22 protein-coding genes are annotated in these 25,442 nt (G+C 31.2%); 1 reads left to right on the forward strand and 21 read right to left on the reverse strand.

Annotated elements, in window-relative coordinates; all coding sequences use genetic code 11:
- Window positions 1-311 precede the first annotated feature (311 nt).
- From Q0516_RS05995 to Q0516_RS06015, 5 genes are all read right to left on the reverse strand, one after another.
- On the reverse strand, window positions 312-662 hold the full coding sequence (locus Q0516_RS05995; protein WP_257480610.1) for an Hpt domain-containing protein: 351 nt from the start codon (window positions 660-662) through the stop codon (window positions 312-314).
- 19 nt (window positions 663-681) lie between these two features.
- Entirely contained in the window at window positions 682-3,042 is a 2,361-nt protein-coding gene (locus Q0516_RS06000; RefSeq protein ID WP_294464350.1) for a diguanylate cyclase, read from the reverse strand.
- A gap of 94 nt (window positions 3,043-3,136) precedes the next feature.
- Window positions 3,137-3,553 (reverse strand): hypothetical protein, encoded by a 417-nt coding sequence (locus Q0516_RS06005; RefSeq protein ID WP_257480608.1) that lies wholly within the window; start codon window positions 3,551-3,553, stop codon window positions 3,137-3,139.
- A 167-nt stretch (window positions 3,554-3,720) separates the two neighbouring features.
- Complete coding sequence (locus tag Q0516_RS06010; protein WP_294464355.1) at window positions 3,721-7,407, reverse strand: MucBP domain-containing protein; 3,687 nt, start codon at window positions 7,405-7,407, stop codon at window positions 3,721-3,723.
- 158 nt (window positions 7,408-7,565) lie between these two features.
- Complete coding sequence (locus tag Q0516_RS06015; protein ID WP_257479768.1) at window positions 7,566-8,396, reverse strand: prephenate dehydratase domain-containing protein; 831 nt, start codon at window positions 8,394-8,396, stop codon at window positions 7,566-7,568.
- Window positions 8,397-8,842: 446 nt separating this feature from the next.
- Here Q0516_RS06015 and Q0516_RS06020 point away from each other — a divergent pair, with 446 nt between their 5' ends.
- Complete coding sequence (locus Q0516_RS06020) at window positions 8,843-10,036, forward strand: BTAD domain-containing putative transcriptional regulator (protein ID WP_257479767.1); 1,194 nt, start codon at window positions 8,843-8,845, stop codon at window positions 10,034-10,036.
- Between the two features lie 42 nt (window positions 10,037-10,078).
- On the opposite strand, the gene Q0516_RS06025 is transcribed toward Q0516_RS06020, so the two are convergent.
- The 16 genes from Q0516_RS06025 to Q0516_RS06100 form a co-directional block, all read right to left on the reverse strand.
- Window positions 10,079-11,137 carry a type IV pilus twitching motility protein PilT gene (locus Q0516_RS06025; RefSeq protein WP_257479802.1) on the reverse strand — a complete coding sequence of 353 codons (1,059 nt, stop codon included), beginning with the start codon at window positions 11,135-11,137 and terminating at the stop codon, window positions 10,079-10,081.
- Window positions 11,133-11,573, reverse strand: coding sequence for a hypothetical protein (locus Q0516_RS06030; RefSeq protein WP_294464361.1), 441 nt, complete (start codon window positions 11,571-11,573; stop codon window positions 11,133-11,135). The genes Q0516_RS06025 and Q0516_RS06030 overlap by 5 nt, the downstream gene beginning before the upstream one ends.
- Before the next feature lies 1 nt (window position 11,574).
- Window positions 11,575-11,955: a hypothetical protein gene (locus tag Q0516_RS06035; RefSeq protein ID WP_294464363.1), complete on the reverse strand. Its 381-nt coding sequence runs from the start codon at window positions 11,953-11,955 to the stop codon at window positions 11,575-11,577.
- The gene (locus tag Q0516_RS06040; protein WP_294464366.1) at window positions 11,945-12,448 is read right to left on the reverse strand and encodes a DUF4860 domain-containing protein; all 504 of its coding nucleotides are present in this window, start codon (window positions 12,446-12,448) and stop codon (window positions 11,945-11,947) included. The genes Q0516_RS06035 and Q0516_RS06040 overlap by 11 nt, the downstream gene beginning before the upstream one ends.
- Before the next feature lie 5 nt (window positions 12,449-12,453).
- The gene (locus Q0516_RS06045; protein WP_257479764.1) at window positions 12,454-12,783 is read right to left on the reverse strand and encodes a hypothetical protein; all 330 of its coding nucleotides are present in this window, start codon (window positions 12,781-12,783) and stop codon (window positions 12,454-12,456) included.
- A gap of 4 nt (window positions 12,784-12,787) precedes the next feature.
- On the reverse strand, window positions 12,788-13,819 hold the full coding sequence (locus Q0516_RS06050) for a type II secretion system F family protein (protein ID WP_294464370.1): 1,032 nt from the start codon (window positions 13,817-13,819) through the stop codon (window positions 12,788-12,790).
- A 12-nt stretch (window positions 13,820-13,831) separates the two neighbouring features.
- Window positions 13,832-14,809: a transglutaminase family protein gene (locus Q0516_RS06055; protein WP_294464372.1), complete on the reverse strand. Its 978-nt coding sequence runs from the start codon at window positions 14,807-14,809 to the stop codon at window positions 13,832-13,834.
- Between the two features lie 101 nt (window positions 14,810-14,910).
- A complete protein-coding gene (locus Q0516_RS06060; RefSeq protein ID WP_294464375.1) occupies window positions 14,911-16,368 on the reverse strand; it encodes a lipopolysaccharide biosynthesis protein in 1,458 nt (485 codons plus the stop codon).
- Between the two features lie 24 nt (window positions 16,369-16,392).
- Window positions 16,393-17,772, reverse strand: coding sequence for an O-antigen ligase family protein (locus tag Q0516_RS06065; protein ID WP_294464378.1), 1,380 nt, complete (start codon window positions 17,770-17,772; stop codon window positions 16,393-16,395).
- A 17-nt stretch (window positions 17,773-17,789) separates the two neighbouring features.
- Window positions 17,790-18,929 (reverse strand): glycosyltransferase, encoded by a 1,140-nt coding sequence (locus Q0516_RS06070; protein ID WP_294464380.1) that lies wholly within the window; start codon window positions 18,927-18,929, stop codon window positions 17,790-17,792.
- Complete coding sequence (locus Q0516_RS06075; protein WP_294464383.1) at window positions 18,930-20,066, reverse strand: DegT/DnrJ/EryC1/StrS aminotransferase family protein; 1,137 nt, start codon at window positions 20,064-20,066, stop codon at window positions 18,930-18,932.
- Window positions 20,067-20,074: 8 nt separating this feature from the next.
- Window positions 20,075-21,193 (reverse strand): glycosyltransferase family 4 protein, encoded by a 1,119-nt coding sequence (locus Q0516_RS06080; RefSeq protein WP_294464388.1) that lies wholly within the window; start codon window positions 21,191-21,193, stop codon window positions 20,075-20,077.
- Window positions 21,194-21,201: 8 nt separating this feature from the next.
- Entirely contained in the window at window positions 21,202-21,762 is a 561-nt protein-coding gene (locus Q0516_RS06085) for an acyltransferase (protein ID WP_294464390.1), read from the reverse strand.
- Window positions 21,763-22,836, reverse strand: coding sequence for a Gfo/Idh/MocA family oxidoreductase (locus Q0516_RS06090; RefSeq protein WP_294464392.1), 1,074 nt, complete (start codon window positions 22,834-22,836; stop codon window positions 21,763-21,765).
- A 19-nt stretch (window positions 22,837-22,855) separates the two neighbouring features.
- The gene (locus Q0516_RS06095) at window positions 22,856-24,169 is read right to left on the reverse strand and encodes a nucleotide sugar dehydrogenase (RefSeq protein ID WP_294464396.1); all 1,314 of its coding nucleotides are present in this window, start codon (window positions 24,167-24,169) and stop codon (window positions 22,856-22,858) included.
- Window positions 24,170-24,184: 15 nt separating this feature from the next.
- Window positions 24,185-25,441, reverse strand: a complete 1,257-nt coding sequence (locus Q0516_RS06100; protein WP_294464399.1) for a glycosyltransferase family 4 protein — start codon at window positions 25,439-25,441, stop codon at window positions 24,185-24,187.
- Window position 25,442 lies beyond the last annotated feature (1 nt).

A 25,442-nucleotide genomic window follows, 5' to 3' on the forward strand; every position in this document is an offset into this window, starting at 1 on the left:
TGAAATATTTTTATTTTTTCATTGATATCTTTTATTTTTATAAATCAGGTAATATCAATTAAAACCCTTACAGTCATTTTTACTTATAATATTAATATAATGTTATTTATACCAATTTTATGTGTTTTTTTATAATTTTTTACAATATTAAAGAAATCCGTGTTTTCTTTGATTTCATGAAACGACCGTAAATCAAAACATCGTATTGATTACGTGAAAATAGTATTATTCATATCCTTCTCGCTTCGGGGCGCGGAATCTCACGAAGTGAGGCGTAGTGCCCCGAAATAAAAAAGACCTAATGGTCTTTTTTATTTATATTTTTTTATTATATTTACGATCCTGTTATATTCATCTTCTATCTTTTGCATGTCAGGCTCTATTTCATAATCGTTTGCTCTGATTTTTATTACAACATTATCGCATTCTTTATATAAATCAGTCATACCTAAATTAGCACTTACACCTTTTAATGTATGTACACCGACCAATACTTGCTCAAAATCCTTTTCTATTAAAGCTTCTTTTGCCTCATTAAAACTCTTATCATCCACAAATTTAAGAATAAACTTTGTACATAGTTCTTCATTTCCGGCAAATCTTTCAATTACAGATTTTATATCTACGCCATATTCATTCAATTCATTTAAAACACCATTCATAACTTATACATCCTCTCGCTTAACTTTTACTTTTGTCTACTTTTTCAAATTGTTCCAATACTGCAATGAATGCTGATATCAAATCATCAGAAAAAGCCCCGCATTCTCCGTTTATTATCAGTTCAGAAGCTTTCGAATGAGAAATAGGATTTCCGTTAGGAGTTCCCATAGTAAGTGCGTCATAAACATCTATCAAACCAACCACTTGAGCAGACACCGGAATGTTATCTCCTTTTAAACCATAAGGGTAACCTTTGCCGTCATATCTTTCATGATGATATAAAGCTATATCTCTGCTTGCTATATAATATTCATCTTTTATCTCTAAAATTTTAGATAAAAATTTAGCACCTTGAATAGTATGTGTCTTCATTATCTCATTTTCTTCATAATTTAAAATTGAACCCTTTTTAATTATGTTGTCAGGTACTGCTATTTTGCCCAAATCATGAAGTGCCGCAGCTTCTGTTATTACATCTATTTCTTCTTTACTTATATCGTACTTTGAATTGTTTATTTTTACAAGTGCTTTTAATAAAATATTAACATATTTTTTTATTCTATTTACATGTCCGCCGCTCTTTAAACTTCTAAATTCAATTAAAGTACTTAAATTGGATAATATCCTTGACTGACTTTCCTGAAGAGATTTCATCTGCCTATCTATTTTTTCTTTTTGCTCGTCAACTAAATTTACCAAATGATTACGATATTTAAATAAATCTATTAAATTCTTAGCTCTATTCTTGACTTCAAAATTATCAAAAGGCTTTCTCATTATATCCTCAACACCTATTTGATAAATCATATCATTCATATTTTCCGACACACCTGCTGAAATAACGATAACAGGGATATCTTTTTCATTGAGCTCATTACGAAGTATTGTTAGAAATTGAACGCCATCCATTTTTGGCATAACTATATCAAGCAAAATAAGAACTACTTTATTTTTATTCTCGTCAAATACTTTTAATGCCTCTTCTCCGTTAGAAGCCATTAATATATTATATTCATCTTCGAGAGCAGTTCTTAGTATTTCTCTGTTTAACTCTTCGTCATCAACAATTAAGATACTTTCTCTCTTTTTAATTTCTTTTTTTATTTTCTCTATATTTTCTTCTCTCTTAGGCTCATTTCCGCTATAACAAATCACCTTTTCATTTTTATTAAGTTTAGCCTGATACATTGCGATATCTGCTTTAGAAAACAAAGCTATATAGTCTTTGCCGTCATCAGGATATATACTTATTCCAATACTGACACTTACAGGGAAAGGATTGTTCAATAATTTATCTTTTAATTCGTTGCCTTTTCTTATTATAATATCGTTATCTACATTCTTCAAAAAAACAATAAACTCATCCCCGCCTATTCTTCCAATGATATCTGTAGAACGAAAAGTACTATCAAGTGTTTTGGCAATCAGAGTTATTACGCTGTCTCCTTTTTTATGTCCGTAAGAATCATTGATATTTTTAAAGTCATCTACATCTATAACCAATAATCCATGTTTATTTTCTTTTTCACTTGAATTTTCAATAAGTTCTTTGATAATTGCTTCACTGGCAACTTTATTTAGTAAACCTGTTAGCGGATCAAGGCTTAATTGTTTTTCAAGTTTTATCCTAGCTTGCTTTTCACTTTCTATAACCGAAAATCTACCTATAATCTTGTTTAAATTACTATTATTATCTCTTAAATAAAAATAACTAATTTTCAGCCAAAAGAATTCAGAATTATTTAATCTGCTCCCTCTATATTCAAAACTTCCCTTATCTTTTTTGCTTTTGCCTTTGAAAATTTCTTTGAATTTATGTATATAATCGGGATGAACATGTCTATCTATATTATATTTTATGAAATCGGAAGTAACAGCAGGAATATCTTTTTCTCCGGCTTCATCAAAAGGAATAGTAATAGTATCAAAAAAACAATCATATTCAAATTGTACATCTTTAGAAATAGAATCGATCAATTTTGCTGTTTCTATTTTAGATACAAGTCTATTGACTACTTGCTTTTGTTTATTTATATCTACCAAAACAAAAATAATCTTGGAACCACTTTCTTCATATGCCAGCTTTAGTCTTACTAAAACCCATTTATCATTATTCACTTTTAATTTGACTTCAAATTCGCTGGAATACTCTTGATTTAATTTGAGAGCCTTAAAAATATTAGCTTTTTCTTTATTAAATATTTCTTTTCCGCATAATTCAAATATAATATTTTTTATCTCTGTATTATTTATTGCCTCTTTATTTATAGATACAATATCATAAAAATTATCGTTTCCTTCTTCAAATTTTATAGTATTTTCATCTAAAATCGCAACTTTTAAAACTCCGACAGGCAATAAGCTTAATGAATTCTCCATTTTATTTCCTTCCCCGATAAGGAAAAAACCTATCAAGTAAAATACCTCATAGGTTTTTTTTCTTTAAAAATTATAAAATTTTGATTTAAGTTTATTATTTAAGTACACTATCCATCAATACCAATAGTTCAAAAACACTTCTGAACTGACTCACCGTATTATCTTCGACCCATACAATAGAACCTTGCCATGTAGCATTTTGTCTAAATAAAACTTTTATATTAAATGTAGCCAAAATTTCTTTTTCCTTAATCTCTTCTATAGACAGTTCTTCTTTGTTTTCTTTATTATCTACAAATGTTCTGCATTCATTGATAGCTTGAGGATAATCCATATCATCCATAGTTTCTTCTATAAGGTTTAATAAGTTAAAGGTAGACAAAAACTTTTTTTCAACCTTTAAATATGGATTATATAAAGTTCCAATAAGATTATTATTATCATAAGCATATATTTTAACAATGCTTGTTTTCATTTCGTTGGGAATAAATTTTGTAGGTGTTAGTGCCATATCAAAAACCCTCTTTCTTAGAATTACTTCTTTTATATTAATATAATATCATAACTCAGTTACACACCAGTTACAATTGGAGAGTTTTGTTTGTTATTTATAATTCTAATAAAAAAAGACCTTAAAATCAAGGTCTTTTTTTATTATCAATGCTTTATTATTTACACTTAAGCTTCGACTGTTTCTTCTTCCGCTTCGTCATTTGCATTTTTATATCCCATTAATAATGTCACTGAAGATATCAATGCAAATACAACCATAAATATAGTCCACTTATCTATTAGAGCCATAGGCAAACTCATATCTTCCGTTAAGATAAATACGATAAGTGCTATCACTCCGTCAATCGCTGCAAGTATCTTTGTAAAGAATCTTCTCTTCTTATTTTCTTGTAAATATTCGTCTGCATCAGCATATTCTGCCTCATAATATTCTTCTGCGTAGTATTCTTCTTTTTTCTTTCTTGCAAATATTAGAAGCATTAATCCTGATAACACTGAGAAAATAGTACATAACAGATTGATCAATGCCCAGCTTGAGTTACCTTCTGCCAAAGGAATTTTATCGTCAGGTATATTCACAGTACCACCGTTATCAAGAGGAGTTACGGCATCATCTATCGTTGTAGCAGGATTATTAGCTGCAGGTGCATTAACAGCAGGAGCTGCTATCGGTGTTCCTCCGCCATTAACTGTCGTTGTAGTCGTAGTCGTTCCTGTAGAAGGAGGTGTGGATTGAGGTGTAGTTGGTCTCGCAGGATTTACCGGATTTGGATTTATCGGATTATTTTCTTCTTCCTTATCATAAACAAATACTATAATATTATTTTCAGTATCTATTACTATTGACTGTGTGTTACTGCTTACTAATTCGTATCCATTTATATTAATCGCTTTTTCACTTACGGTATCTCCGAAAGCAGCTTTCATTATTTTATCATTATATAGTCTGTTGTTATTTCTGTCTACATAATATACTATGTATTCATAGACATTTTTATCATATACAAAAGTTATTTCGTTGTTTTCAACATCTATATCTATCTTTTGCTCATCACTGCCCTGTACACTGTAACCTTTTATATCTATTGCTTTTTCTGATATTGTTTCTTTGTACTTACCGCTGCCTTTTTTGTCTGCAGATAATGTGTTACCATCAAGGTCTACATAATGAACGATGTAATCATAACTATTTTTTTCATACACAAATGTTATTTCATTATTTTCAGTATCTATTTTGATACTCTGATCTTTTTCACCTTGTAAACTATATCCCTTTATATTTATTGCATTTTCGGTTATTGTTTCGTCGTATTTTGCATTACCGTTCTTATCGTCTGATAACTTATTTCCTTCGGTATCTACATAATGAACCACATAATTATAAATATTTTTTTCATATACAAAGGTTATTTCATTGTTTTCAGTATCTATAGTTATATTTTCAGTTGAACTTTTAGGAGAATATCCTTTTATATCAATGGCATTTTCAGTTACCTTTTTACCATAGTCAGCTGAGGCATTTTTATCATCATGAAGTTTATTATTATTTGTATCAACATAATGTACAACATATGGATAATCATTTACTTTCCATTCTGCAGTTAATGTAATATCTTCGGCAGGCATATTAAAATGTACTCCATCTGTATACCTATTATTATATTGATCATAATATCCTTCAAACGAATATCCCTTAACACTTATGTTGCCGCCATTAACTTCAACATCTGAATTAAAGTCATATTTTTTATCTGATGTAACAGTACCGTCTAAAACACCGCCATTAGGAACATTAGCATCATAGATTACAGTATATTGATTTATTTTCCACTTTGCTGAAAGAGTTACATTATTGTCAGGCATTGCAAACTTAGAATTAACATCAATATCAGTTACATCTTCAAGTCCTTTAACAGTCCAGCCGTCAAAAGTATATCCTTTGACTTCAATACCTTTGGAATCCGAAACTTCTACATTTGAATTATATTTATATGAAGTTATACTAGGTAATTTATCTTCATTTTTAACTACAGCTCCTTTATAAGGAGGATTAGCATCATAAATTACTTTATGCTCATTAGCCTTATATGCAAATGTTATTATCCTTGCATTTTTATCGCTTCCGTTGTTTTTTAAAATTTCATCAATGACTATAGGGTATTCACTGTTATTTTCTACTAGAGTATAACCTTTTATATTTCCTTTATCCTTAGCCGCAACTTTGAGAGAACTTCCATATTCTCCGGTCAAAGTTTCTTTATTTTTTATCTCTTTTTTAGTATCAATATCGATATATTTTATTACATATTTTGATGTTATTTTCTTAAATTTTGCATATACAACTATATCTTTATTAACCCATTTAAGTTCATGATCTTGAAGCTTTGTGCCGTCTCCATAATACCATCCATCAAATTCATAACCCTCTTCATACGGATTAACATCAGGTTTAGCAACCCCTGTATTATCTTCTACTTTGGGATAAGACTTAACAACATATTCAAAGTTTTCAAATATATTATCTTTTAAAGACTTATCATATTCATTAATAAAAACAACTTTATGATAAGTGGTAGTATCATATGCAACACCATCGACATGCCAACCATCTGTTTTATCAAATTTAATTACATACCATCTTATTGCTATCTTACCGCTATCTATATCTTTTTCACTATATCCTGCTGATATCAATGCCTTTTTCTGAGCTTCCATACTAGGTATTTGTACTAGGTTACCGTCTCTGTCAACTCCGTTTTCACTGGTATTATCGTATATAGACTTACTGATTGCTTTATTTATTTTTCCTTTACCTACATGTTTATAATTGGAAGGTTTATCGGGAGTAGCACTGCCCGGAACTTTAGAAGTATTTTTTAATACATAAAAATTAGCTACACCATTTGACTGCCAAATAGCATATAACTTAGTATTACTATTTAATTCAAAGCTGTCACCGGCTTTATAAGCTGTTCCGCTTCCATTAGACTTTGTATTCCATTCCTTAAATTCATATCCGACTTTAGCCTTAGGAACTTTATTTATTATATTTAAATTACCCTCTTTTTGGGTAGTTCTAATAAATACTCCGTTTCCGTTATTTGTCCAGTATTCTAAAGTATATTCCACCTTTTCTTCTTCAGGTTTATTTATATCCTCAATATTCTTACCGTCCTTTACCCAACCTGCATATAAATCAAGGACGCCATTATTTGTTTCGATTATCCAAGGATTAATAACTGCTTCTGCCCTATTTTCATAATATCTTCCCTCACTGTTAGTAATACCTTCAGCTTTATCATAATCTCTGCCATCCTTACTGTTCACAAACCATCCCGCAAATGTATAGCCATTTCTTACTGGTTTATGATTGTTATAAACATCTACATTAAATGCTGATATTTCACTTTCGATAGTTTGGTTACTGGGTTTATATGTGACTTCACTTGCAACTTTATCATTTTCATAATGATATACGATCTTTATTTTATAAGGTTCCTTTTCCCATACAGGTCTGAATACAGTATCAACATCAGGAACAACAAAGTTAGCCCCCGCTTTTACAACTTTTTCAGCCCAGTTCGTTGAAGAATTACTATACTTCCAGCCCGCAAACCTATAATTAGGTCTTGCAAGTGTGCCCGTCCTTATACTTATGGTTTCTCCAACAGCATACTTACTGGTATCAGGAACATCTCCGGTAACCCCGTCATCCCAGCCTTTTTCATAAGAAATGCTTACGGTTTTACCGCTTTTATTTTGTATATCCTTAGCAAAAACATTTGAAGGAATTAAACTTAATATCATAAATGAAATTAACATTAAGCTTAATACTCTATTTAACTTTTTCATAATACCCTCCGATATCTATATTAATACTCATTCTTAATAGATTTAAACTTTATTTTAATATTATAATATCACCTACCAGTTACATAGGAGTAACATATAATATAAAAAATATTTTTATATTTAATATTTAAATAAAAAAAGACCATAGAAATAGTCTTTTAGTTTATAGAATAAAATCCCAAAACCTTAATTTTATAATCTTCTTTTATCTTGTTTATAGTATTAATGATTTTTTCCTTTTGTTTGAAATCTCCGTTTATTTCCAGATAAAAATTATAAGTTCCCATGTCTAATTTAGTTGGTCTTGACATTATTGAGACGAGATTTATTCTATTTAAAGAAAATTCTTTTAATATATCGAACAATATCCCCGGGCGGTCATTATCCGGCATTATATATAGGGGAACTTTTATATCTTTATTATCAGTTATATCTACTTTAAGATCCCCCTGCCTAACAACTATAAAACGTGTATAGTTATTGATTGAATCGGTCACATTTTTTATCTTAAAAGATGCTGTTGAATGTTCAAACATATGTCCCGGTATTATTGCAGCTTCACCAATATTTCCTTCTTCTGCCTTATTAAAAGATTCCATATTGCTCTCAGTTATTATTATTTGTACATCGCGCAGTCCATCAATAAATTTCCTGCATTGTCCGCTTGTTTTGAACTGAACGTACAATTTTTTTATGTCTTCAATATTTTCAGTATTGCTAACCAAAGAAAACTGAACAGGGATACTTATTTCATTTTCAATGTAAACATTCATTTCAAGCAATAAATCCAAAGTTCTTTGAACATATCCGTCCAAAGTATTTTCAACGGGTATGATACCAACTTCACATTCAGCTCCCACACTATGAAATGCATCGTCGATCGTTGAATAATAAACCTGCTCAAGTTCATTATTAAATTCATTTATATATTCTATTGACGCACTGTCACTAAAAGTACCATTAGGTCCTAAAACCGCAATTTTTTCCACTATATAATCTCCATATTATAATTTTCTTTTTATTATAACATAAAACTTAATATCTAAATAAAATATCTACCAGAACAAAAAAATAAATAACTTTTTAAGAAGATTAAACTTTTACATAACGACTCTAAACATCTCAAACTTATATATTTTTATATAAAAATTTATAAAGGTTAATTCAAGTTACAAATGGCAATATAACTTTACAAATAATAATAGTTTTATAACTATATAGTATTATCAATTATATTTTTAATAAAAATAATCAAATTTTATTTACTTCTTTAATTATAAAATATACAATTATATAATAGAAAAATAACTGTAAATTTAAATAAAATAACAGATGGTACTTATAAGCCAAATCAGAAAATCATGACGCTATACCTTAATTGTAAAACATTGTTTTTTCACCTGATTTAGTGTATAATTACGCTGGGAGATAAGTTATGGATAATAATTTAAAAATAAAAATGCTCGGAGAATTTTCGATTTCATATAAAGACAATACTTTAAATGACTCTACAAGCAGATTTAAGAAAGTATGGTCTTTATTAGAATATCTTATTGCTTTCAGAGAAAAAGAAATATCTCAAAATGAGTTGATCGAAGTCCTTTGGGAAGATGAAAATCTTTCTTCTCCGACAAATAATTTAAAAACTTTGGTACACAGAGCGAGAAATGTCCTTGATAGTCTGGGTTACACCGAAGGGAAAAACATGATTAAATTTTCAAGGGGCTCATATCATTGGAACAATGACCTAGATTTTGAAATTGATATTGAAATATTCAAAAATTTAATTGATAAAGCTAAATTTTCTGATAATAAAAATGAAAAGTTAGAATATTATCTTAAAGCAATTGATATATATAAAGGCACTTTCTTACCCAAAAGTGCATATGAGTCATGGGTTGTTCCGCTAGCTACATACTACCAAAATATGTATATTACCATGATAAATGATATGATAAATATATTAAAAGAAAAGGATGACTATCAGTCTATTGCTGAAATATGCGAAAAAGCAGTTATAATAGATCCATATGATGAAGATTTACATTATCATTTGATTTATGCTTTAGCAAAAAATGAAAAGAATAAAGAAGCATTGGAACATTATGAATACGTCGTAGACTTATTTTATAAGCAGTTCGGACTAAATCTTTCACAAAAGCTTACAAGTTTATATAAGACAATATTGGATACAACAAAAAATGTTGAATTTGACCTAAATGTTATTAAAGAAAATTTAAAGGAAAAATCTTATTCTAAAGGTGCTTTTTATTGTGAACTCGGTTTATTCAAAGAATTATGCCAGATAGAAGCCAGGTCCATAGCCAGAACCGGGGTATCTATAAACTTGGCATTATTTACGATAATAGATATAAACGGATCACCTATCAAGCAGCATATAATGAATAAATATATGGATAAACTTCACTGTTCAATACAAGAATCGCTAAGAAGAGGAGACGTATTTACAAGGTATAGTTTATGTCAATATATAGTTATGCTTCCGTCCACAAGCTTTGAAAATGCGGATATGGTATCTGGAAGGATTGCAAGAGACTTCAAAAAGAAAATCGCAAAACCTGATTTGGATATTAAATTTACGATTTCCCCCCTGGAGCCTAACAACTAATAAATAAAAAACCTTATTCAAAAATGAATAAGGTTTTTATTTTTATAATTCTATTCGCTTAGATAAATTATCCGGATTAAGAGCATAGCGTATAGCTATGTCTTTTGATATAACTCCTTTTTTATAAAGCTCTAAAAGGCTATTATCCATACTTATCATACCTTCAGAAGCACTTGAAACTATCGTAGCATTAAGCTGATGAGTCTTGCTTTCCCTTATCATATTTCTTATTGCATTATTTGCATACATTATTTCAAATACGGGAACGAGCCCTCCGTCTACAGTAGGAACAAGCTGCTGAGATACGATTGCCTGGAGGAGCATAGCAAGCTGAACTCTGATTTGAGGCTGTTGATTTGCAGGGAAAACGTCTATAATCCTATCAACTGTATTGCTGGCACCCACAGTATGAAGAGTGGAAATAACAAGATGTCCGGTCTCTGCAGCGGTCATAGCTGTACTTATGGTCTCATAATCCCTCATCTCTCCAACTAATATAACATCCGGAGCCTGCCTTAAAGAAGCTCTCAAAGCAGACACATAATCCATCGTATCGAATTCGATTTCTCTTTGAGATATTATTGACTTATCGTTCCTATGAAGATACTCTATCGGCTCTTCCAAAGTTATTATATGAGAGTTCCTGGAATGGTTTATCCTATCTATCATACAAGCAAGGGTCGTTGATTTACCGCCTCCCGCGGGTCCGGTCACAAGGATAAGTCCTTTCGTCTTATTTACCACATCCATTACATTTTCACCGATACCAAGCTTCTTGTAATCCGGGATACCAAAAGGAACTATACGAATGACTGCGGCAAAGGAACCTCTTTGCTTATAAACACTGACTCTGAAACGAGAAAGACCTCTTATAGTAACGGAAAAATCATCATCTCCCGTTTCAATATACTTATCGATATTTCTATCTGCGATATCAAATATTTCTCTTATCATACGCTCTGAAATATCAGGCATAACGATTTCACTGTCTATCTCTTTTATAACTCCGTTAACTTTATATGAAAGTCCCCTTCCTGCAATGATAAATACATCAGATGCATTATCATCTACGGCTCTTTTTAGAAGTTCATTTAAACTAATCACCTAATTCTCCTCCCCAAACGTCAAGTTTATTATTGTAATCTTCACTTGCCTCATTGACTTCTGTCCACTTGACAACTTTTAAATTACTTCCGCTGCGTCTAAGTTCTACAAATAATTTTTTATTTTCATCTATTTTAACACTATATCCGATATAATTACTTCCATTTCTATTCTTTTCATAATCCACAAGAGAAGCAATACTTTTACCATTAGTTATATTATTTTCTATTTTATTTTTTATTTTTGTTGCTTTATAATCGGCTTCATAATATGCTTTTGTTTCATTTGAAATTTTTAAAGCCAAGTTTTTTTCATTTAAAGCTGTTTTATATGCAAGCAGGGAGAAAACCACAAGACAAAGAAGAGCAAATATCATAATAAGAGTACTGCTTCCGATATTGATCCCATACTCATTGCTATTATTTCTCTTCATATCATTTACCCCCATTTCCTACTTTTACAGAAAACAAGGATTTACTAATATCATTTTCTCCGCTCATGTTAACATATACATTTGCTTCTTTTTCATTTCCTACAATATATAAATCCAAGTCACCTTTTACGACAACATTACCGTTATCAATTTCGCCGCCAAGTTCTTTTGCAACTTTACTTAAATCTCCGTTATAAGCCTTATAACACTCTGCTCCGTCCTGTGCAAGAACGCATGCATTGTTTAAGTTATCACTGTAATCCGACACTGTCTTTGCGGAAGCAAATACTTTAAGGCAAATACTTGAACATATAGAAAAAAAGAATATTATTAAAATAAGTTCCATTAAAAACAGTACGGATTTAGACCTTTTATTTTCCATTACTGGTACCTCCGTCTTCGGATTTCAAAGAAATATAAGCGTCCTTTTTATCTCCTTTATTATCTGTGCAGTAGATATGTATAAGATTATTTTTTACCTTCTTAAACTCTATATTTTTGATCGGCACTATATTCTGACCGCTGTTTAACCCCAGTTCTTTACCTTCCTCTACCGTCAGTTCCTTAACGTATCCGTCATAATAATAAATAATAGTATTAAATTCTTTATCGTCAATCTGATTTTTTATATATAATGCATTTTTACCGTTAAAATCCTTTATATCCACACTATTTTGGGTATCATTATACTTTACTTTGGAAGATATATAATTAAGGCATGTCCTGCTTTCATATCTGCTTGAAAGTTTAGAAGCAATAGAGCTGTAAGATTTAACACCGCTTGTCAACACCAAAAGAATACTTACTAAAAATAAGCAAAACATTATAAGTGCCATAGCAGTTTGAATTGTATGAGAATTACTATTATTTTTCATACTACTTACCTTTCTATTATTGTCACATCGGGAAGAATATTTGAAGCAAATATTTGATAATTTACCTTATATTTATATTCATTGATATGTACTCCGTAGTTTTTTACCAAATAATCAAAATCTTTAGGATACTTACCTTCTATAGCATAACAGCTCACTATTGCTTTATTGATACTGTCTTTTGCTATTTTCATTTCTTCTTCCTTACTTTTACTTCCGAGAGAATTTATCCCCGAAACGATAAAAATAAAAATGAATAAAAACAAAATTATTCCAAATAAATTGGACTTTATAAGAGAAAATATCCCATTTTCTTTATAAATACTCTTTTTCATATCTCTATCCTATAAGCGAAATTATATTTGCAAGAGGAATCATCACCGATAATAGTATAGCTCCGGTTATTACCGCCAAAACTATTACAAGACTCGGCTCCACTTTACTGATCAAACTGTTTATATGCTCGTTGGCTTCCTCTTCGCTCCTGTCGGCAATCTGCTTCATTACCTTATCCACACTGCCTGTCTTTACACCTACGCTTAAAAATCTAGCATCTATTTCAGAGAGAAGTTTTACTTCATTTACAGCATCTGAAAAGCTCACGCCTTCTGCCATTTGTTCTTTTAAAGACTTTACCTTTTCTTCCATATCTATATCATTTGTCGTCTCCAATGACAAATCTAAAGCTTCATCTATCTCTAAACCGCTTCCGAGAGCCATTGCCATTACGGATGAAAATCTTGACTTAACGATTTCACCATATAGATTACTTTTTCTTAGCTTTCCGATAAGTATAGATTTACCTTTTTCGCTTTTAAGAAGCCACATAAGTAAAATTATCATAACAGCAACAATGATTATGAAAGGAAGTGCATAGTGATTTAAAAATTTACCTATATTAAGCATTGCAAGTGAAAAGCCTGTCAATGTACTGCCCATTTGTTCATACACTTCACTGAATATCGGCATCACCTTAGTTATAAGAACTAATATTACCGCAAGCATCATAACGGCTAAAATGGAAGGATAAAAAACAGCGTTTTTAATACTGGTATTGAGTCTGTCCATTCTGTCATAATATTCATACAAGGACTTTAAAGTATCCTCCAAATGCCCGGTAGTCTCCCCTGCTTTTATCATCTTCGTCATATAATGAGGAAAAACTTTTGAGTTATCTATCGCAGTATGTAAGTCTTTTCCTTCAAGTAAGTCTTTTAAAAGAGAATTTAATAATTCCTTACTCTCTTTATTGCTTTCCCCTTTGGATAACATGCCTATGGATTCATCTAAAGGCACACCTGCTTTTACAAGCAAGTAAAGCTGTTCCAAAAAAGATGAGATATATCTATCCGTTACCAATTTTTTATTCATATTTATTCTCCTTTAATATACGTACTTTTCCTGATATTTCGTTCCGTCCCCTATATATTCCTGAAGCTCATCTTCATCTTTATAAGAAGAAGAAAAAGTCGGATCCATCAGGACATAATCTTTACCGTCAAATTTAATTACCTTATCGATTTCTCCGCTTTCTTTGGAATATACATTTACCCAAGCGTGATATACTTCCCCCGAGTATCCTATAATCAGTTTTGTGGGAATATCTTTGCTTCTAAGCATTGCAGTCATAACAACAGCATAATCGAAACATATCCCTTTTCCGCTGTCGAGAACACTGTCTATACTCGGTATATAACCGCTGGTTTCGCCGTTCAAAACTTTTGCTGCAAGATCATTATCATAAGATATTTTATCCGTTACATAATTATATATGGTTTCAATAATTTCAAGCTGTGTCTTATTATCTTTTGTTATATCACTTGCAACTTTAATGGTTTCGTCATTTTCATCAAATTTTACATATGCATTGGGAAGAAGGAACGGCATAAATTTATCTTTTATTTCAACATCCAAATCGGTTGAATAAACTGTGGAATACTGGTTACCCGATATATTTTTATATACTCCTACATTATAAGTTCCGCTGCCATGAGGGAATGAAATAGTTTCATAGCTCCCGTCGCCTTCCAAATCATAATTACAGCTTTCCCCATTGGGCGAATTGACCAAAATTTTTAGCCTCTTATCTGTCTTACTTTTATATTTAACCATTACATATCCGTCTTTTATATTAGAAGCATCAATCTCGGCTTCATCATTACCATATACTTTTTTCCCGCTGGCTTTTGGTTTATGAGATATATAAGTAGGTGTTTTATTATTATCAACGGTAGCTGTTTTTGCCTCTGCTCCGCCGGAATCATTTCCTTCATCAGAAGAACATGAACACATAAAAAAAACAAATAAAATACATATAATTACAGATAAAAATGATTTTATTTTGTTACTTTTAAGTGACATAATATTCTCCTTTTTCGAGTATTTAACTCATTATATCATTTTATTACAAAAAAAGAAAATAAAGAGAGTAAATAAAAAAGATATATCAGCAAATATATCTTTTACTTTCTTGATGATAAAACAGACTTTATTTTATTAAGCATATATGTATAAGCATCAAGTTTTAATATATGACAACCTAAAGTATAAATGAAAATACCCATTATAATTTGAATTATCAACAATAAAATATTGGGAATATTAAGTATTAAGCTTAAAGAATATACCAATATAGACATTATAACTGCTAAAATCAGATAAGGAATGATATCCCTCCATTGTTCTTTTATAGAGTAGTTTATAAGATACTTATTTGGAAAACCATTGACAATCGTTGCTACCAAAGAAAATAATATTTCACTTCCCACAATAGCATATACGCCAAATGGGAAGCTTAACCCAATCAAACAAAGCCCGATAACACGTTTTATTACTTCCAATTTAAGTGCAACATCGCTTCTTCCCAAAGCATTTATTGCTTGAAGGTTAGCTGAATGCATGGGATAAAATGCATATGCAATACAAACAAGCTGCATAAAAGGAACGGCATTAAGCCATTTATCCGTAAATAAAATAAGTATCAGCGGCTTTGATACCGCAACAAGCCCAAACATAACGGGAAATATGACAAAGCAATTAAGAGACATTGTTCTTCTGAGCATTTTTTTCATTTCATCTATTTTATCCTGTTTCGTGGATAAAACAGGAAGCATAACCGCATTTATCGCACCGGTAAGCCCGTTCATAAGACTGGAGCCCAGCATGTCCCCTCTGTTGTAATAACCGAGAGTATCGGATTTAAAAGCTTTACCTATAATCAGAGTCCTTACATTAGTATAAATAACACTGACCAAAGAAGAGCAAACAAGCTTCCAGCTGAATGAAAATAAAGTTTTTACTCGTTTCAATGAAAATATCAACTTTGGTCGCCATCTTACGCTAAACCAAAGCACTACAGTCAAAACAAAATTATTTACTATTGTAGAAATAGCAAGCGCCCATATTCCGGCTCCCGCATAGGCAAGCCCAACCCCAGTTATGCCTGACGCAATACATCCAAGTAAACTTGCCTTAAAATTCTTCTTGAATTCCAAATTTCTTGCTAAAATAGCCTGCTGAACAGTATTAAAAGCGCCAAACACCAATATGATGGCTTCAGCCCTTAGTAAGTTTTTAAGTATATCCTGATGATAAAAATTCGCAACATAAGGAGCCGCAAAAAATAAAATTATATAAAGTACAAAAGAAGCAGAGATACTAAAATAAAAAATCGAAGAGCTATCCAGTTCATCAATTTCCGCTTTTTGAATAAGAGCTGTTCCGAAACCGCTTTGAACGAATATGGTTGCAATATTAATAAAAACAGTAATGATAGCTACTGCAGCAAAATCTTCCGGAAACAATTTTCTTGCGAGCAATATTTGAATGATCAGGTTTATCGCTTGCACACTTATACGTTCCATAAATTTCCAGATAAGATTGATTATAATATTTCCTGAAGATAATTTCTTATCACTCATACTATCCACCAATTTTCAAAATAATTAAATATTGAGCTTATCTTGTTTATTAAATAAATATCCTATTACAAAATAATACACTATCGATACCGAACTTATATATGGATAATATACCGATGAAAGAACCATAGTTATCTCGCACCCTATAAGCATAGAACCTATAAATAAGTATTTAATATCTAAATTTCTATTCGTAAATCCATAAAATATAATTTTTAATAAGTATATTAAAAATAAAACATTCATGATTACAAAGCTCAGTCCTGCTATTATACCAGCAGAATAAGCTATTTGCAAATATGTGTTATGAGAATTCGCTTCAAGATATCCTCCCTGATAAGGAACTTTTAACTTATCTGCATTATGTCCCCAAAAGTTAAGTTTACCTATATACATACTCCATATCTCAGCTCTTCCCGAAGAAAGAGTATTATCATCGGCTATTCCTTTCTTGCTTCTGTCTGCCGCAGAGCTTATTTGTTCTGTGAGACTTGTAAATTCTCTGTAGCTGCTTTCAGCCTTAAACGTTACGACAAAGGAATTTCCAAATATATTCTTCTCCGTACTAATAATGAAATTACTGACATATGTAAGCATTGAAAATAATATAACTGTCCCGAGAGCAGAAGACAATAATATTTTAAATAATCTAATTAAAATTTCTTTTAAATTTATTTTATTTATAAACAAATATAGTATATAAACAATACCAATAAATATAAATGATAAATATGTAGTCCTCGATTTTACGAATATAGATAATCCAAATACACACCCAATCAATATTACATCTAAAACCTTATTCGCTTTATCTTTTTCTGTCTCAAATAAATATAATAAACAAGGAAAGACTATTGTTAAATAAGCGCCAAGACCATTTGGATTTGCAAGGAATGAAGCATACTGCCCGGAAGTCAATGGAGAAATAAATATTGAAACAATAATCAATAATATAAAACTATATTTTATACCATTATTAAAACTTATTAAAAATTTACTATATCCGATTTCATCATTAAAAATAATATAAAGAATAGGCAACAAAACAGCAAAAATCAATGAACATAATATATATGCTAAAACTCTATGTAATATTCCAGAAATTAGGAAAAATCCTGATACAATATATAATAAAATTAGTAAGTTTTTATTTATTTCTATATTTTCAATTTTTTTATCTATTCCAAATAAAATAATAAAAAATGTTATTATTACACCTATAAAAGCGGCAATGGAAGTACTTCCCTTATAAACCCCGGCAGTAGACAAAAACATATTTATAAATAGCATAAAAAAGCTAAAAACAACTATTTTAGCCTTAATATCTTCAGATATATGACGAGTCTTTTTATATATGTAATTTATAAAATCCATATATATCTTATCAAATATTTTTGCCCTCATAAAATCGTCCCCATTTACTATTTATATAATTTCAGCCAGTCTTTTTTTACCGCATTCCATGAATATTTCTCATATAACTCTTTTACTTTATCAGCATTGTAAATATTAACATTTCCATCAGATATATCTTTTATAATTAAAGGTAATTCATTAAATGAACGATATTTAATATAATCAATACCTATATCATCGAATTCTTTATATACTATCCACTCCGGATTTATAAGCACAGCTCCTCCGTATACGCACTCCTGAATTGATGCAGAAAAAGCATCGCTTTCCTGTGCATGAATAAAAATATCGGTAGCATTCCTTAGCATAGCAGATTTTTCTTTATTCAAAAAATCATCGATTATTACATGTTTAACATTTATTTTACTGATTTCATCAATAATATTTTGTCGATATTCATCGGATGTAAGACCGTAACTTAGCTGAATAACAATATTTAATTTATTCAAAGTTTCATTATCTAACGTGGATAATTCATTTATGACTTTTAAATGGTTTTGTCTTATACTTCCGTTATAGCCTATCATAACACTGATTTTATCTTTTTCTATGCCAAAGAACTCTTTGCATTCATCTTTACTCTTATGACTTTTTACTTTATCTATAACATCATATATCGATATACCAAATTTAGCCCTTACTATCTTATCATTATAAATATCTCCGAACACATCATGAAAATATCTATCCATACCGTCCGAAGAATAAGATATACACTTTGCTTTATCCAGGCAAGGTATGGCTTTCATAAGCTGTTCCTTTGTTTTAGAAAGTAAATCGGATCCCCAGAAAGTACAAACAATTCTCTTGCCAAATCTGACTATAAACTTGTTTAAAAAAGTAACCATAAAATTACTTGGGACCGAATGAATATGAATAACATCAAACATCCCGTTATCTGCTTCTTTTTTTACTTTCCTATACATATTTACTAATGTCTTTAACTTTGGTATACGATCAAATAAAAATGTACCGTGATTTGTTTCTAATATATTAATATTATTTTTATTATAAAAATCATTGAAATCTTTATTTACAACACTTTTGCCGGCAATAAATACCTCATTATCACTACCCGGGAGTATATACTCAACGTATTCTTTAATCCAAAAGGAATTTGCATTCCCAATTATCAATATCTTCATTTATTTATTTCCGTTAAAAAACTTCTTTATTGTATCAGCTACTTTTGAAATTTCTTCATCCTTCAAATAAGGATGCATAGGTAAGGAAAGCACATTATCACAAAGAGAAATCGTATTTTTAAAACCTTCTCCCTTATATTCAAGATAATCAAATGCTTTTTGTTCATGCATCGGTTTTGGATAATAAATCATTGTAGGTATGTCATTATCTTTTAAATATTTTTGTAAATCGTCTCTGACTTTTTTATTATCCAAAGTGATAGTATACTGAGCAAAACTGGAGTAAAACCCTTTAGGTATATATGGAGTTTTCACCACTCCCTCAAGTTTTTCACTATACTTATCAGCTACCTTATTTATATCTTTTAGCTCATATTCTTTAAAGGCTTTCAATTTAATAGATAATATTGCAGCCTGAATCGTATCTAGTCTTGAATTGACACCGATCCTTACATTATCGTATTTCATAGACCCTTTTCCGTGTACTCTGTAAGACTTCAGAAGCTCACATATGTTATCGTCATCAGTAAAAACAGCACCGCCGTCGCCGTAACAACCGAGAGGCTTTGCGGGAAAAAATGAAGTCGTACTTATATCACCGAAACTGCAAGCCTTTTTACCTTCTATTTCTCCACCAAATCCCTGTGCAGCGTCTTCAAGTATAAAAAGTCCATACTTATCAGCTACTTTTTTTATTTGATTATAATCGGCAGGTAAACCGAACAAGTCGACTCCAACAACAGCTTTTGGATTTAATTTACCATCTTTTTTGACTTTCAATATAGCATTTTCAAGACTTTCGGCAGAAATATTAAAAGTATCCTTATCAACATCAACAAATATCGGTGTTGCTCCTATATGGGATACAACTTCTCCTGAAGCAAAAAATGTAAAATCAGGAACAAAAACGGCATCCTCCTCTTTTATTTCCCATACCATTAAGGCTAAGGACAAAGCATCGGTACCGTTAGCACAAGTTACACAGTGTTTAACACCGACATATTCTGCAAGTTCTTTTTCCAATTTCTCTACCTGCTTACCGCTTATAAAGTTACAATTAGTCATAACTTCAACCACCGCTTTGTCAATATTATCTTTAAGTACTTTATATTGTGTTTTTAAATCTCTGAACTCCATAACTATCCTCACTTCAATATATCTTCATATAAATCATATAATACTTTTTCGTCTATACTCCAGTTAAAATGCTCTTTTATCGTTCTTCTTCCATTTTCGCCCATTTCCTTGGCTGCCTTTGGATTGTCACTTAAGTATTTTATTGCTTTTGCAATTTCATCAACGTTATCGGAATTTACAACGATACCGAAATTATATTTTTCAATGACTTCTCTGGCATAAGGATAATCGTTACTTATAACGGGAAGTCCCATGGACATAAATTCATATATTTTTGTCGATAAATTTGAAAGTACCGCATACTGACCTACATTTAAAAGTACATTTGCACCTATGGTTGACTCCTTATACATATTTAAGATATCATCTCTGTTTAGATATCCTCTGAAATCTACGCATTTATATTCTTTAGTCTCTTTAAGTTCTTCTCCGTAAGAAGCAGGCACAAAATTTCCCCCGAGAATAAGCTTTGCTCCTGCATTATAGCTTGCTTTTATCAAATGAGTTATACCTCTGTTATAATTAAGCCCTCCGGCATAACAAACAACAGGTTTGGAATAATCCTTTTTAACTTCTTCGTATTTATCATAAAGCTCTTCCAATATAGGAGTATTATTTATATATACACATCTTTTACTTCTTCCCTCAAAAGGATGTTTATCAAACATCGGGCATGGAAATATTACCCCGTCTATTTTTTTGCTAACTTTACTTTCATAGCTTTTGAATACTTTTGAAATAAATCCTCTTAGCATTTTAGGAATATAATATTTTTCTTTTATCTGCTCACTGTAATTCTCATGACTGTCAAAAATCACTTTCTTTCCTTTTTTCTTAAGCTTAAGACCATAAGGAAGAAGTTCAGGGTCATGAAAATGATAAATATCCGCATCAACCGCTAAAGCCTTTTTATATATATCCTTTGCAGTAAATAACATCCTTGATATTCTGCCTCTGCTGCTTTCACCTATACCAATGATGTGAACCCTTTTACTTTCGTAACTGTCACCTTTTGCAACCAAATATACTTCATATTCATTTTTTTTAGCCAACGAAACACATTCTTTTTCGAATATCCTTACATCGGTCGGTTTATGTGCACTTGTCATATGGCAAACTTTAATCATTATTATTCCTACCTTTTTATAAGTCCATTGCTTCCTTTTTTGTATTTTCTTTTACAAGAACATTCTAAATTTTCATCGAGTATATTCCCGCACTCGCACACCCAGCCTATTTGCTTTGCGGGAACGCCCGCATATAAAGCATAATCGGGAACATCTTTTGTGACTACAGCTCCTGAAGCAACCATACACCATTTACCTAGGTTATGACCGCAAACTATTGTTGCATTTGCTCCTACTGTTGAACCTGTATTTAAAATAGTTTTTTTATACCCCAAAGGACCTTTTGGATACTTAGCTCTCGGAGTCAAATCATTGGTAAATACCATAGAAGGACCGCAGAACACATAATCTTTAAGTTCCACTCCTTCATAAATAGACACATTATTTTGAACCTTACATCCGTTACCTATGATCACATTGTTTGACACATTGACATTCTGTCCGAAAGAACAATTTTCGCCTATCCTTGCACCTTTTTGTATATGGCAAAAATGCCATACCTTGGTATTTTTACCAATTATGACATCTTCATCTACATAGCTTGATTCATGAACAAAATAATCGCTCATTTAAAACTCGCCTTTCATATCTATACTTGAAAAATCTTTTAAAGGAAGCTTAACTGCTCTTCCTTCTTTTTGTGATTTATATACGCTTAAAACTAGTTCAAGAGCATTCCTTCCCGCTACGGCGTCTACATATGGTTTTCTGTCTTCTTTAATGGCGTTCATTACATCTTTGAATAAAGAAGTATGCCCGTTTCCGTAAACATTGCCGGTGACTTCTTCCAAACCTTTATTTTTACTGTCTTCCTCGGTTTCATCTTTAAAATCCCAAACGTCTATATTGTTTGTAGATTTTCCTCCAAGTTTTACCGTACCGTTTTCCCCAAACAAATAAAGAGTTTCTTCAAGATTTTTAGGATATACGTTTGTAGTCCCTTCGATCGTTCCGACAGCTCCATTTTTAAATTTCACCACTGCCATACCTATGTCTTCGGCTTCAAGATAGTCATGAAACTGCTGTTTTGTTACGCCGTAAACTTCTTCGATTTCATCCCCCATCATCCATCTGAGTAAATCTATACCGTGAATACACTGGTTCATTAATGCTCCGCCGTCTTCAGCCCAAGTCCCTCTCCAAGGCGCTTGTTCATAATAATTTTTGTTTCTATTCCATCTCACATGAATAGAACCGTGAGAAAGTTTCCCGAACCTTTCGCTTTCAAGAGCATTTCTCATCTCCTGAACTGCGATATTAAACCTGTTTTGATGGCATGCAGATACTTTCACATTTTTTTCGTTTGAACGCCTGATTATCTCATCAGCGTCTTTGATACTCATCGCCATAGGCTTTTCTATTATTACATTTATTCCTTTATCTATTAAATACAACGCTATCTCAGCATGTGAACCGCTTTGTGTAGCAATACTTACAAGTTCGGGATTAACTTCTTCCACCATAACTTTATAATCATTATACCTTTTTATACTTTTGTCCTCTTCTAAACCATGCTTTGAAAGGACTTCTTCCATTCTTTCATCTAAAATATCACATACAGCCACTATTTCTAAATCATTGTTAACAGCAGCTTTTATATGGTTGGTAGAAATCCTACCGCAGCCTATTAACGCATATTTCATATCTATTCTCCTAAATATATTATAAAACTTCTAAATTATCTCTATTTTTAATATCTTTCATTACATTTTTTGTATCAAATACTGCTTTAGCATTTTTACCTACCATTTCATAATCCACATTACTGTGAGCTGTAGTGATCATAATCAAATCATAAGAAGATATTATTTTACCGTCTATTTTATTTATTCCCTTTTTACTCTTTCCTTCATGTTTATATTCACTTATAAAAGGATCGTAAAAATCTACATCCGCCCCATTTTCACCCAGTATATCTATAACACTGAGTGCAGGGGATTCTCTGTAATCGTCTATATCCTGCTTATAAGCAACGCCCAACACAAGTACTTTTGATGTACTTAAAGCCTTACCATGTCTATTAAGTATTTTCATTGCTCTTTCAACACAGTACTCAGGCATTTTATCGTTTATCATCATAGAGCTCTCAATCATGGAAGTATGAAAACCATATTCCCTTGCTTTCCATGAAAGATAATATGGATCTAGAGGAATACAGTGACCTCCAAGCCCAGGTCCGGGATAAAAAGCTTGAAAACCGTAAGGTTTAGTCTTTGCAGCGTCAACAACTTCCCAAAGACTTATCCCCATTTCGTGACAAAGCATTGCAAGCTCATTTACAAGACCTATGTTTATATTTCTATAAGTATTTTCGAGTATCTTTTCCATTTCCGCAACTGCAGGAGATGAAACAGTATGGATATCACTTTCCAAAACCGAACTATACATTGCCGCTATTACTTCCGTCGCATCTTTACCTATAGCGCCTACTACCTTAGGTGTATTTTTGGTTTTATAAATAAGATTACCCGGATCTACTCTTTCCGGAGAAAATCCAAGATAAAAATCCTCACCGCATTTAAGCCCAGAGCCTTCTTCCAAAATAGGTTTGATAAGCTCTTCGGTTGTTCCCGGATAAGTAGTTGATTCCAATACTACCATAGTACCTTTGGTTAAATACTTGGATATTTCTATAGTAGAGCTTTTAACATAAGATATATCCGGCTGCTGATGTTTATCAAGAGGAGTCGGAACACATATAGCAATAAAATCAACATCTTTTACAAAACTAAAATCAGTCGTAGCCGATAACATTTTACTTTCAGTAAGCTTCTTTAAATCACTGTCGACCACATCTCCGATATAATTTTCACCGCTGTTTACCATATTGACTTTTTGCGGCTGAACATCAAAACCTATAGTTTTATATCCGGCTTTTGCTTTTTCAACGGCAAGAGGCAGCCCAACATAACCAAGACCGACTACTCCAACGATTATTTCTTTATTTTTAATTTTCTTTAACAGTTCGTTTTTCATATTTTTCACCCTATCTTACTTAATTAAATAGTCTATTATATCAACCAACTTATCCGTAAGTTTATCAAAACTAAATTCTATACTTGCATTAAGTGCATTGTCACATAATTTAGAATACATATCTTTATCGGATATTATTTTTTTCTCTATATCATCACAGTATTCATCAAGCTCATTGTACTTCTTACAAATACCTACATTATTATCCTCTATTAAATTAAATTCTCCGAGATTATAATTAGCACATATCGGTTTACCGCTTGCCATATATTCAAAAAGCTTATTCCAGCTAACTCCATAGGCTCCTATATTTCCGGATATACCACTAATCAAATTCAAATCACTCTTAGATAATATAAAAGGAATATACTTCTTTTCTACTCTTCCTTTAAATACTAAATTATTCAACGACAATCGTTTTGATTCTTCTTCCAAAGGCTCTTTTCTGGGGCCGTCTCCGTAAATTATAAACTTGATTTTATCTAAATGTTTATCTTTATAAATTTTTGCCATATCAAGGATTTCATCTATATTATTTACATCTCTTATGGAACCGGCATATACTATTTTAAATAACTTATCATTATTTAGATCTTCATCTTCAAAACTATATTTGTTCTTATTATCTTCAAATTCCTCAAGGTCTACCCCGTTATTGATGTAAAAAACTTTTTTTTGAGGAATCACACTTGTCCAATTTCTGTCTTTTATATATTTTTCTCCGCCAGGAATAGTGAAAAGTACCGCATCGGACTTTTTATAAATCCACTTCTCTCCCTTATATAGGACGTTTGCAACTAAACTCTTTCTTTTTATTATACCATACTCTATAAGACTTTCGGGCCACAAATCTCTAACTTCACTTATACAAGGTATATTAAATTTCTTTTTAATTTTAATCCCCGCAACGAGAGCCAAAGGATGAACGGAAGAAGCATATATTATATCAGGCTTACCCTCTTTTTTTATATATTCATATACCGCTTTTTTAACATTTTTATAATATGAAAGCATATTTTTTATTCTCGAAACTCCATTTCCCATATAAGGAGAAGTTTCTACAAAAACATAAGGAACATCATCTTTTCCTTTTTTTTCTATATATAAATTATTATTTAAATCCACAACTTCATCACTGTTATGAACGGTACTGGCACAAAAAATTTTTACTTCGTGCCCTTTTTTAAGTAAGTATTTCGCAAAACTCTGATGTCTTCCCAGTTCATCAAAATACATATTAGTTGCATAATGATTTAAAATCCATACTTTCATA

The sequence above is a fragment of the uncultured Anaerofustis sp. genome, assembly GCF_938029165.1.
Classification (GTDB): domain Bacteria; phylum Bacillota; class Clostridia; order Eubacteriales; family Anaerofustaceae; genus Anaerofustis.